This is a genomic window from Intestinimonas massiliensis (ex Afouda et al. 2020) (assembly GCF_900626285.1).
Lineage (GTDB): Bacteria > Bacillota > Clostridia > Oscillospirales > Oscillospiraceae > Flavonifractor > Flavonifractor massiliensis_A.
The window spans coordinates 2,065,588-2,077,258 of record NZ_LR131147.1 but is presented as its reverse complement, the minus strand read 5'-3'; the positions used below and the strand labels follow the sequence as shown (position 1 = coordinate 2,077,258).

General features: G+C 64.6%; 10 protein-coding genes. 7 read left to right on the top strand and 3 right to left on the bottom strand.

All coding sequences use genetic code 11. The features are described 5' to 3' along the window. Positions 1-42: 42 nt before the first annotated feature. Entirely contained in the window at positions 43-513 is a 471-nt protein-coding gene (locus E0E41_RS10425; RefSeq protein WP_130869842.1) for a hypothetical protein, read from the bottom strand. Positions 514-604: 91 nt separating this feature from the next. Next, positions 605-1,435, bottom strand: coding sequence for a DUF4358 domain-containing protein (locus tag E0E41_RS10420; RefSeq protein WP_130869841.1), 831 nt, complete (start codon positions 1,433-1,435; stop codon positions 605-607). 174 nt (positions 1,436-1,609) lie between these two features. On the opposite strand from E0E41_RS10420, the gene E0E41_RS10415 reads away from it, so the two are divergent. Further along, on the top strand, positions 1,610-3,211 hold the full coding sequence (locus E0E41_RS10415) for a potassium/proton antiporter (RefSeq protein WP_130869840.1): 1,602 nt from the start codon (positions 1,610-1,612) through the stop codon (positions 3,209-3,211). A 3-nt stretch (positions 3,212-3,214) separates the two neighbouring features. On the opposite strand, the gene ybaK is transcribed toward E0E41_RS10415, so the two are convergent. Beyond that, positions 3,215-3,691, bottom strand: coding sequence for a Cys-tRNA(Pro) deacylase (gene ybaK, locus E0E41_RS10410; protein ID WP_130869839.1), 477 nt, complete (start codon positions 3,689-3,691; stop codon positions 3,215-3,217). Positions 3,692-3,753: 62 nt separating this feature from the next. Here ybaK and E0E41_RS10405 point away from each other — a divergent pair, with 62 nt between their 5' ends. The 6 genes from E0E41_RS10405 to E0E41_RS10380 all read left to right on the top strand — a co-directional run bounded on the left by E0E41_RS10405 (position 3,754) and on the right by E0E41_RS10380 (position 11,669). Then, positions 3,754-4,794 (top strand): M42 family metallopeptidase, encoded by a 1,041-nt coding sequence (locus E0E41_RS10405; protein WP_130869838.1) that lies wholly within the window; start codon positions 3,754-3,756, stop codon positions 4,792-4,794. A gap of 306 nt (positions 4,795-5,100) precedes the next feature. After that, positions 5,101-7,167, top strand: a complete 2,067-nt coding sequence (gene recJ / locus E0E41_RS10400) for a single-stranded-DNA-specific exonuclease RecJ (RefSeq protein ID WP_130869837.1) — start codon at positions 5,101-5,103, stop codon at positions 7,165-7,167. Positions 7,168-7,298: 131 nt separating this feature from the next. Then, entirely contained in the window at positions 7,299-9,524 is a 2,226-nt protein-coding gene (locus tag E0E41_RS10395) for a RelA/SpoT family protein (RefSeq protein ID WP_130869836.1), read from the top strand. 36 nt (positions 9,525-9,560) lie between these two features. Next, positions 9,561-9,770, top strand: a complete 210-nt coding sequence (locus E0E41_RS10390) for a hypothetical protein (protein WP_130869835.1) — start codon at positions 9,561-9,563, stop codon at positions 9,768-9,770. Continuing rightward, positions 9,760-10,968, top strand: a complete 1,209-nt coding sequence (locus tag E0E41_RS10385; protein WP_130869834.1) for a carboxylate--amine ligase — start codon at positions 9,760-9,762, stop codon at positions 10,966-10,968. The genes E0E41_RS10390 and E0E41_RS10385 overlap by 11 nt, the downstream gene beginning before the upstream one ends. Further along, positions 10,965-11,669, top strand: coding sequence for an aspartate/glutamate racemase family protein (locus E0E41_RS10380; protein WP_130869833.1), 705 nt, complete (start codon positions 10,965-10,967; stop codon positions 11,667-11,669). The genes E0E41_RS10385 and E0E41_RS10380 overlap by 4 nt, the downstream gene beginning before the upstream one ends. The last annotated feature ends 2 nt before the right edge of the window (positions 11,670-11,671 follow it).

Below are 11,671 nucleotides of genomic sequence, written 5' to 3'. Positions count from 1 at the left end.
GCGAAAAAACGCCCCCGCGGCAATCCCGCGGGGGCGTTTGTCTCATGGCCGTGAGAGGGCCTGCCACAGCTTTTTCTGGTTGGGCAGCATCCGCCGGGGCGGGGTGCGCTTGGCGCAGCGCCTGGCGGCCTCCTGCCGCCCGGCGGGGGTGAGAAAAGGCACCAGGGGAAGGGCGTGCCCTTCAAAAGCAGCCAGAGAAAAGGCGGTGGAGCGGTTTGCCGGCACAGGGTAAAAAAGCATGATCTCCAGGGCCTGGGCCGCCCATTCCCCGGCCTGCTCCGCCGGGCATTGGGCCAGCAGCTCCGTCAGGGCGGCCACTCGCCCGGTGAGAGCCGAGTTGAAGTCCTCCACCGCCAGGCTCACCTTGGGATTGCCCTGGACGCGGAAGAAAAATCCCATGACCTCCCCTGCGTTGGCGGCCCGGCTTTTCTCCAGCCGCTCCACAAATTCCCCGTAGCAGTGCTCCAGCTCCTCCAGGATCTGGGGGACAGTCAGTTCCGGTGCGTTTTCCACGGCGACCCCTCCTTTTTTCCACATTATAGCGGCTGGCGGTGGAAAAAACAAGGTCCCGGCCAAAGCCGGGACCTTGTTTCCCTATACAAACTCAGGCCTGCGCCGCCACGTAGTCGCGGAACATCTGCTCGGCCTCGTCGGCCTTCTCGCCGATGAAGAAGAACACATAGCCGTCCTCGATCACGGTGCGGGCGTCCTGCACCTTGGGCAGGTGCTGGGACAGATACCAGGAGAAGGTGTCCTCCTGCCGCTGACGGTAGGCCTCCAGGGCGTCGGTCACAGCCTTCTCGTCGGCGCCGTCGGACAGCTTGCCCACAATGATGGTGTCGGGGCTGGTGATCATGGGGAAGAAGGCCACGATCTGCTCAAACTGATCCGCGGGAATCTGGTAGGCATCGGTCAGCATATCCTCATAGGTGCGGCTGCCGAACATCCCGCTGTTGTCCATAATGGAGTAGGCCAGCTTCACCATGGGGTCGTTGTTGGGGGTGGTGATGGTGACGGTGTCATCCGACACAGTGGCGGTAAAGCCCTCCAGCCCCTCCAGCACGGCGGCGGGGATGTAGGTGACGCCGTTGTGGACCTCGGCGGTGGTGTTTACCGCCACGTCGTTGACCAGAATGGTGTTGGCCTCGAACTGGACCACGATCCGGCCCTCACCGAACTGGAACCAGCCCTCGTTGTTCTCCTGATCCCAGTAGGCGGAGCCGTGGTCGGCCTCAGCCACCAGGCGCATGGGCAGCAGGTCGGGCCGGCTGGCGGCGGGGATGCCGGTGGTGTCCAGCGCCTCCCCGTTCAGGGTAATGGCGGTGGAATAGGCGTTGGGATTGGGGGAGATGACCAGATTCTCCGCGGCAAAGGCGGGGACGGCCATGGCCCCGGCCAGGGCCAGAGTCAGAGCGGCAGTGCCGAGCTTTTTCATAGCAGATTCTCCTTTGCTGTATCATATAACAGACACATAGACGAGAGCCAAATGAAAAAGTTCCCTCTCCGGCAGGGATTTTCCGCCGGAGGGGAGATTTGCGTCCCAACCCTGTTTTATGATACAATAATACTCAAATATCCGCTGATACGGAGGAAAGGTGGCGATAAAACGGTGAATAGCGCACTTCTGCTGATTGGATCCGTCATTTTAATCTGCATTTTGATGAATCGTTTTCTGGAAAAACTGGCGGTGCCCTCCCTGCTGATCTTCCTGGCCCTGGGTATGTGTTTCGGAGAAAACGGCATCTTCCGCATCCCCTTTGACGACTACGCCGGGGTCAACCTGATCTGCTCCTTCTGCCTGATTTTCATTATGTTCTACGGCGGCTTCGGCACCAACCTTCAGGCCGCCCGGCCGGTGGTGGTGCAGTCGGCGGTGCTGTCCACCCTGGGGGTGGCGGGCACCGCCCTGGCGGTGGGCCTGTTCGCCTGGCTGGTGCTGGACCTGCCCTGGCTGGAGAGCCTGCTCATCGGCTCGGTGATCTCCTCCACCGACGCCGCCTCGGTGTTCAGCATCCTGCGCTCCAAAAAGCTGGCTCTGAAGCACCACACCGACTCCCTGCTGGAGATGGAGTCCGGCTCCAACGACCCCATCTCCTATATGCTCACCACCGTCTGCCTGAGCCTGATGGCGGGAGAGGAACTGTCCCTGCCCCTGCTGCTGGCCAAGCAGATGCTGCTGGGTATCGGCGGCGGCCTGCTGATCGGAGCGGCGGCGGCCTGGCTGCTGCGGCAGGACCTGCTCCGCTCCCAGGAGAGCCGGACGGTGTTCCTCTTCGCCGTCATGCTGCTGGCCTATTCCATCCCTGCCGCCTGCGGGGGCAACGGCTACCTGAGCGCCTACCTGTGCGGTATCTGGCTGGGCAACACCAGCCTGACCCAGAAGCGCTACCTGGTCCACTTTTTCAGCGTAGCCACCAGTGTGGCCCAGGTGCTCATCTTCTTCCTGCTGGGCCTGCTGGTCACCCCGGTGCGCCTGCCCGCCGTGCTGCTGCCCGCCCTGGCCATCATGGTCTTCCTCACGTTTATCGCCCGGCCCCTGGTGTGTACCGCCCTGCTGCTCCCCTTCCGGGCACCCTGGGGCCAGATCGGCATCACCGCCTGGGCGGGCCTGCGGGGGGCGGCCTCCATCGTGTTCGCCATCTCCGCAGTCCTCAGCGGCATCGGTATGACCTACGATCTGTTCAACCTGGTGTTCTGCGTCGTGCTGCTGTCCATGGCGGTCCAGGGCACCCTGCTGCCCTGGGTGGCGGGCAGGCTGTCCATGACCGACCGGGATGCCGACGTGGGCAAGACCTTTACCGACTACCAGGAGGAGCGGGACATCGACTTTGTGGAGGTCCGACTGGGACCGGACCACCCCTGGAGCGGCCGGACGGTCAGCCAGCTCTCCCTGCCGGCGGAGCTGCTGGTGGCCATGGTGGACCGGAACGGGACGTGCATCGTGCCCCAGGGGGACACCGAGCTGAAGGAAGGAGACCGGCTGGTGCTGGCCGCCCGCTCCTTTGAGGACCAGGAGCACCTGAACCTGCGGGAGGTGCCGGTGGAGCGGGGCAGCAAGTGGGCCGGCCATCCCATCAGCCAGTTTTCCAGCACAAAGCCCCGCCTGATCATCCTGATCAAGCGGGGCCTGGAGACGGTCATCCCCACCGGCAGCACCGTGATCCGGCCGGGGGACGTGCTGGTGGTGGCGGAGCCGGAGGAGAACTCCTGAGCCTTACTTGCTCACCGGGGCGAAGGAGCCCCGCACCAGAGCGGCCAGATCAACCGGAGCCGCCTCCACCTGGCAGCCGATCTTGCCGGCGCTCACCGTGATGGTGGGCTGGTTTTCCACACTTTCATCAAAAACGGTGGGGAACTGCTTCTTCATGCCGATGGGGGAGCAGCCCCCGTGGATATAGCCGGTGAGGGGGAGCAGCTGGGCCTGCTTGATCATCTCGATGGACTTCTCCCGCACCGCCTTGGCGGCGGCCTTCAGGTCCAGTTCCCTCCCCACCGGGATGACGAACACATAATATTTCTTGCTGGCCCCCTGGGTCACCAGGGTCTTGCACACCGCCTCCGGGTTTTTGCCGATGAGGGCGGCCACGCTGGCCCCGTCCACCGCTCCGTCGGGATGGGCGTACCAGTGGGGGGTGTAGGCCACCTTCTTCTGATCCAGCACCCGCATGACGTTGGTCTTTTCTTCCGACATGGTTGCATCTCTCCTGTGGTTTGGTATAAAATCAGTTTACTACAACAGAGGAGACGATGCAAATGCTGGATACACAAAACTGCCGGGAGCTTCTGATGGACACCGCCAAGCGGCTGCTCACCATCGACAGCCCCAGCGGCTTTACCCATAAAGCGGCGGAGGAGGCGGAGCGGATCGCCCGGGAACAGGGCTATGCCGTCCGCCGCACCAACAAGGGCAATGTGGTGGTGTCGGTGCCCGGCCGGGAGGTGGGCAAGCAGGTGGGCCTGTGCGCCCACATCGACACCCTGGGCCTGATGGTGCGCTCCATCACCAGCGACGGCATGCTGATGATCACCAAAGTGGGCGGCCCCATCCTGCCCACCCTGGACGGGGAGTACTGCAGGATCTATACCCGGGACGGCCGGGTGTACACCGGCACCATCCTGTCCCTGTCCCCCGCCGTTCACGTCTTTGACGACGCCGCCACCCGCCCCCGGGACGAGAAGAACCTGGCGGTGCGCATCGACGAAAAGGTGAAGAGCAAGGAGGACGTGGAGGCCCTGGGCATCTCCGCCGGGGACTACGTGTGCTTTGACCCCAAGACCACCGTCACCGACAGCGGCTTCCTCAAGTCCCGGTTCATCGACGACAAGGGGAGCGCCGCCTGCCTGCTCACCCTGCTCACCCTGATGAACCGGCAGGGCCTCACCCCCCGGTACGACACCCAGGTGTGCTTCACCGTCCACGAGGAGGTGGGTCACGGCGGCGCCACCCTGCCGGCGGTGGACGAGCTGCTGGCGGTGGACATGGGCTGCGTGGGCGACGACCTGAACTGCACCGAGTACCAGGTGTCCATCTGTGCCAAGGACAGCGCCGGACCCTACGACTACGACATGGTGACCCGGCTGGTGGAGCTGGCGAAGGCCAACGGGGTGGACTACGCCGTGGACATCTACCCCCACTACAGCTCCGATGTGTCGGTGGCCTGGAAAACCGGTATGGACGCCAGGGGCGCCCTCATCGGCCCCGGTGTCCACGCCTCCCACGGCATGGAGCGGACCCACTTTGACGGGATGAAGGCCACCATTGATCTGGTGGGGCTGTATCTGGAGCTGGCCTGAAAGACAAGGGGGTCCGCTCCATCTCCGCCGAAGGCGGGAGCCCGGCGGAATTCATTTCTGCCGGGCGATAAGTGGAAAGCAAAGGGGGTCCCCGCGGGACCATGGTCCCGTGGGGAGCGGACGCATTTTGACGGGATGAAGGCCACCATTGATCTGGTGGGCCTGTACCTGGAGCTGGCGTAAGCCGAACAGAATCGTGCGGGCGGCCCCCGGGGCCGCCCGCCGTTTTTTCCAGCCCCTTGTCATAAGAGACAGTATTTGATATAATTAAGGGTAATTTTGAGCGCGGAAGGGTGGTGCAGCCCAATGAAATATAAGAAATGGAACCGGGCTGCCTGCCCGTCCGGCAGCCGACAGGCCATGGAGGCTGCGGGTATCCAGCCCCTGGCGGCCATGGTGCTGTGCGCCCGGGGGCTGGACACCCCGGAAAAGGCGGCCGCCTTCCTGGATGCGGGGCTGGGCCAGCTCCGGGACCCGCTGCTGATGAAGGATATGGACAAAGCCGCCGCCCGGGTGGCCCGGGCCCTGGAGACGGGGGAGACCATAGCGGTCTACGGCGACTACGACGTGGACGGTATTACCTCCACCTGCCTGCTTACGGACTTCCTGCGGGGGGAGGGCGGCAGTGTGATCCCCTACATCCCTGACCGGCTGGAGGAGGGCTACGGCCTGAACCAGGAGGCCCTGACCACCCTCCGGAAGGAGGGCGTGAGCCTGATGGTGACGGTGGACTGCGGGATCACCGCCGTGGAAGAGGCGGAGTATGCCCGGACGCTGGGGATCGACCTGGTGATTACCGACCACCATGAGTGCAAATCCCAGCTGCCCCAAGCGACGGCGGTGGTGGATCCCCACCAGGATGACTGCCCCTACCCGTTTAAATGTCTGGCGGGGGTGGGTGTGGCCCTGAAGCTGGTACTGGCCCTGGGCGGGCCGGACCGGCAGCGGGAGCTGCTGGAGCGGTACGCCGACCTGGCCGCCGTGGGTACGGTGGCCGATGTGATGAGCCTGACCGGGGAGAACCGGACCATCGTGCATCTGGGGCTGGAGGCCCTGCGGCACACCCGGCGGCCGGGGCTGAAGGCCCTGCTGCAGGAGGCGGGGCTGGAGGAGCGGCCCCTGACCTCCGGCGCCATCGGATATACCCTGGCCCCCCGGATCAACGCCTCCGGCCGGATGGGGTGCGCCGCCCTGGCGGGGGAGCTGCTCCTCACCGACAGCCCCGCCCGGGGAAGTGAACTGGCCGGCCAGCTGTGCCAGCTCAACCGGGAGCGGCAGGCCATTGAGGCGGAGATCTATGAGGAGTGTCAGGCCCTGGCTCAGGCCCTTCCCCAGCAGCAGCGGTATGCGCTGGTGCTGGCCGGGGAACACTGGCATCAGGGCGTGGTGGGCATTGTGGCCTCCCGCCTGGCGGACAAGTACTCCTGCCCGGCCTTCATGATCTGCCTCCAGGACGGCAAGGGCAAGGGCTCCTGCCGGTCCTTCGCCGGTTTCAACCTGTTTGCCGCCCTGGAGCACTGCGCCCCCCTGCTGGAGGGCTTCGGCGGCCACGAGCTGGCGGCGGGCTTTACCATACTGGAGGAGAACATCCCCGCCTTCACCCGGGCCATGAACGACTATGTCTGCGCCTGCACCGGCGGGGAGGAGATGGTCTCCACCCTGGATGTGGACGCCGAGGTGGAGGACCCCGGTCTGCTCACCCTGGAGGGGGTGGAGGGCCTGGATCTGCTGGAACCCTACGGCGCCGGCAACCCCAAACCGGTGTTTTCCCTGTCCGGCTGCCTGATCACCGCCCTCAGCGAGGTGGGGGGCGGCCGGCATCTGAAGCTGAAGCTGACCGCCGGCGGGCGGAGCTTCGACGCCATTTTCTTTTCCGCCACCGCCGCCCAGGCGGGAGTGGCCGTGGGCGACCGGGTGGATGTGGCCTTTACCCCCCAGATCAACGAGTTCCGGGGCTGGCGCACCGTGCAGCTGCAGGTGTGCGACCTGCGCCCCGCCCTGACCCGGGCCCAGGCCGAGCGGGCCCTGTATGAGAAGTTCCGCCGGGGCGAGGCCCTGACCCCCGGGGAGGCGGCTGCTCTGCTGCCCAGCCGGGAGGAGTTTGTGGTGCTGTGGCGCTACCTGAAGGGCCACGCCCAGCCCGCCCCCCTGGAGGAGACCGCCCCCCGGCTGGCCCGGAGCATTGCCCGCTCCGCCGGCAGGCGGGAGACCGTCATGCGCACCATGGTGTGTCTGGAGGTCTTTGACGAGCGGGGGCTCATCCGGCTGGAGCGCACCACCGACCACCTGCACATCGCCCTGCGGGCGGTGGAGGGCAAGGTGGACCTGGACGATTCCTGGATTCTCCGCCGCCTGCGGGAGATGCGGGGATAAACCGGGGCCCCCGCCGAAGCCCAGCGAAGCGGGTTCGGTGGGGAGAGGAGGAGCATCGGAATGAGTGAGCGCTGCCGCGGACGCGGCGGCGCGAAGGATATGAAGATTGCAACGACGAAGGAGGTGCCTGTATGGACCCCATTCTGGAGCGGTATCAGGCGCTGGAAGATAAAATCAAAACCTATAATCCGTCTCTGGATACCCAGCGGCTGTTCAACGCCTTTACCTTTGCCGACAACGCCCACTCCGGGCAGCTGCGCAAGGACGGCTCTCCCTATATTACCCACCCCCTGGCGGTGGCGGAGATCGTGGCCGACCTGGAGCTGGACACCGATTCCATCATCGCCGCCCTCCTCCACGACTGCATTGAGGACACCGGGGTGACCCATGAGGAGATCGCCAAGCTCTTCGGCGCGCCGGTGGCCGAGCTGGTGGAGGGGGTCACCAAACTGACACGGGTGCAGTATACCTCCAAGGAAGAGGAGCAGATGGAGAACCTGCGCAAGATGCTCATGGCCATGGCCAAGGACATCCGGGTGATCCTCATCAAGATCTGCGACCGGCTGCACAACATGCGCACCATGGAGTACCAGTCCCCCCGCAAGCAGAAGGAAAAGGCCCTGGAGACCATGGAGATCTACGCCCCCATCGCCCACCGCTTAGGCATGCAGCGCATCAAGTGGGAGCTGGAGGACACCTCCCTGCGCTATCTGGACCCGGTGGGCTACAAGGAGATCAGCGACGAGCTGGAGGCCCGGTCCGCCGCCCACGAGGAGTTCATGGCCTCGGTGCAGAAGCGGATCCAGGACCGGCTGGACGCCGAGGGCATCCGCTGCACCATCTACGGCCGGGTGAAGCACGCCTACTCCATCTACCGGAAGATGTACGCCCAGAACAAGACCATGGACGAAATTTTTGACCTGTACGCCTTCCGGGTGATTGTGGATGACATCCCGGAGTGCTACAATGTGCTGGGCGTGATCCACGACCTGTTCAAGCCGGTGCTGGGCCGGTTCAAGGACTATATCGGCACCCCCAAGCCCAACGGCTACCAGTCCCTCCATACCACCGTGTTCGGCCGGGAGGGCATCCCCTTCGAGGTGCAGATCCGCACCTGGGACATGCACCACACGGCGGAATACGGCATCGCCGCCCACTGGAAGTACAAGCAGGGCATGGCCAACACCAAGCTGGGCACCGAGGCCGCCTTCGAGTGGGTGCGCAAGCTGCTGGAGAGTCAGCAGGACGTGGATGCGGAGGAGTTCGTCCGCACCATGCGGGTAGACCTGTTCTCCGACGAGGTGTTCGTGTTCACCCCCCGGGGCGACGTGATCAACCTGCCCGCCGGGGCCACCCCCATCGACTTCGCCTACAACATCCACTCCGCCGTGGGCAACCACATGACAGGTGCCAAGGTCAACGGCCGGATGGTCACCTTTGACACCCAGCTGAACAACGGCGACATCGTGGAGGTCATCACCTCCAAGTCGGCCCACGGCCCCAGCCGGGACTGGATGAAGATCTGCAAGTCCAACGAGGCCCGCAACAAGATCCGCCAGTGGTTCAAGAAGGAACGCCGGGAGGAGAACATCGCCACCGGCCGGGCCGCCTTTGAATCGGAGCTGAAGCACATGGGCCTGTCCCTGGCCGCCATTACCGCCGACGACGTGCTTCCCTTCGTGCTCAAGAAGGTGCGCTTCGGTACCCTGGACGAGCTGTACGCCGCCATCGGCTACGGCGGCATGTCCGCCCAGAAGGCGGTGGTGCGGGTCAAGGACGAGCTGACCCGGCTCAACCGGCTCCACGCCGAGCAGGCCGCCGCCGAGCGGGACGCGGCGGAGGCCATCCATCCCGCCACCGGCAACCCGCCCCCCGTGCCCGTCAAGACCGGCAAGCGCGACCAGAGCGGCATCATCGTGGAGGGCATCGACAACTGCCTGGTGAAGTTCGCCAAGTGCTGTACCCCCGTCCCCGGCGACCCGGTGGTGGGCTTCATCACCCGGGGCTTCGGCGTGTCCGTCCACCGGGCGGACTGCCCCAACGCCGACCCGGCCAAGCGGAAGCCGGAGGAGGCGGGGCGCTGGGTCCACGTCCGCTGGGCGGAGGGGGAGCTGTCCTCCTACCAGACCAGTCTGGAGATCTCCGCCAAGGACCGGGACGGCCTGACCCTGGATGTGGCCATGGCCCTGTCGGCGGCCAAGGTCAAGACCACCAGCCTGTCCGCCCGCTCCATGCCAGACGGCTACGCCAACGTGAATATCGTGCTGGAGGTCAAGAACCAGAGCGAGCTGGCCGCCGTCATCAACAAGCTGGGCCAGATCCAGGGCGTGTATCAGGTGAAGCGCGCGGCAGGCTGAAAAACACCCACCGTTCCGTCATAAAGGAGAGAGACTATGACGAACTCAAACCATCCCACCGACCCCGGCCTGGACCGGCTGGTGTCCCAGTGTTTCTGCGGCGGGGAGCTGCTCCTGCGGGAGCTGCGCCTCACCCCTGAACAGGCCCGCCGCCTGGCGGCGGACTATCCGGCCCGGGTAGAGCCCCTGGGCCAGGATTGGTATCAAATCAGTTTTCAGGAGGCGCTGTATTCCTATGGCAGCTGAATTTGTACCCGTGCTTCTGGGCGCGGACATCAACGCTTACAGTATGGCCCGGGCCTTTCATGAGGCCTACGGGGTCAAAAGCATCGTGTTTGGTATGTTTGCCGCCAGCGTGTGCGCCGGCAGCAAGATCATCGACTACCGCATCCGCCAGAACAACGACACCGTGGAGCAGGTGCTGAAGAACGTCACCGAGGCGGCCAAGGAACACCCGGACAAAAAGATCCTGGTGCTGGGCTGCGGGGACAACTACCTCAACGCCATCTCCGCCAACCTGCCCAACTACCCGGAAAACGTCATCGCCCCCTATGTGGAGCTGCCCGTGCTGCAGGGGCTCATCCACAAGGAGAAATTTTACGAGCTGTGCGACAAATACGGCATCGATCACCCCGCCACCGTGGTGTACCATAAGGGCATGGGCCACGACTTCACCCTGCCCTTTGACGGCCCCTTTGTGGTCAAGCCCGCCGAGTCGGACACCTACTGGAAGCACCCCTTCCCCACCCAGAAGAAGGCCTACGTCCTCCAGACCCGGGAAGAGGTGGACCAGGTCATTGACGACATCTACAACGCCGGGTATGAGGATTCCCTGATCCTCCAGGACTTCATCCCCGGGGACGACAGCTATATGCGGGTGGTGACCAACTACTCCGGCGCCGACGGCAAGGTGCGGCTCATGTGCGTGGGCCATGTGCTGCTGGAGGAGCACACCGGCCACGCCATCGGCAACCACGCCGTCATCATCACCGAGCCGGAGCCCGAGCTGTGCGAGAAGCTGAAGGGCTTCCTGGAGGCCATCCGCTTCACCGGCTTCTCCAACTTCGACATCAAGTACGATCAGCGGGACGGCAAGTTCAAGGCCTTTGAGATCAACTGCCGCCAGGGCCGGTCCAACTATTATGTCACCGGCGCGGGGTACAACCTGGCCAAGTACCTGGTGGAGGACCGGATTGAGGGGAAGCCCTGTGAGCTGACCATCACCAAGAACCGCCATCTGTGGTGGGTGATCCCGCCCAAGGTGGCTTATGATTATGTCAACCCCCGGTATCATCAGGAGATGAAGGCCCTGCAGGCCCGCAACGCCGCGGTCAACCCCCTGTTTTACAGCAAGGACAACGGCTTCCTCCACAAGCTGCGCATTTTGAAGGGCCAGCGGCGCTATGTGGGGTGGTACGCCTCCTGTATGGAAAAGGTGCGATGAAGGAACAGAGATTAGGTATCCTGGGGGGCATGGGTCCTCAAGCCACCCAGGATTTTTACCAGCGGATTCTGGACCGCACCGACGCCGCCTGCGACCAGGAGCACCTGCCCACCCTGATCTGGAGCGATACCGCCATCCCCGACCGCACCGCCGCCATTCTGGGGGGCGACGCGGAGGGCTGCTACCGGCGGCTGCTGGAGGGAGCCAAGCTGCTGGAGCGGGGGGGCTGCACCGTGCTGGCCATCCCCTGCAACACCTCCCACTACTTTGCCGACCGGCTCCAGAGTGAGCTGTCCCTCCGCCTGATCCACATGCCCCGGGAGACCGTGGGGGTGCTGGCCGACGAGGAGAAGAAAAAGGTGGGCATCCTGGGCACCGACGGCACCATCCGCACCGGGGTATATCAAAAGGAGTGCGACGCCCGGAACATTGAGGCGGTCTCCCCGCCGGAGCAGATCCAGAAGCTGGTCATGAGCATCATTTACGACGAGATCAAGCGGGGCGAGACCGGTTCCCGGGAGAAATTCGCCGTCATCGACCACTGGCTCCGCCAGGCGGGCTGCGACAGCGCCATCCTGGGCTGCACCGAGCTGAGCGTCTACCGCACCTACCACGGCCTGCCCGACTACTACCTGGATGCCATGGACGTACTGGCCCAGCGGTGCATCACCGCCTGCGGCTACAAGCTGCGGATGGTGTAAGA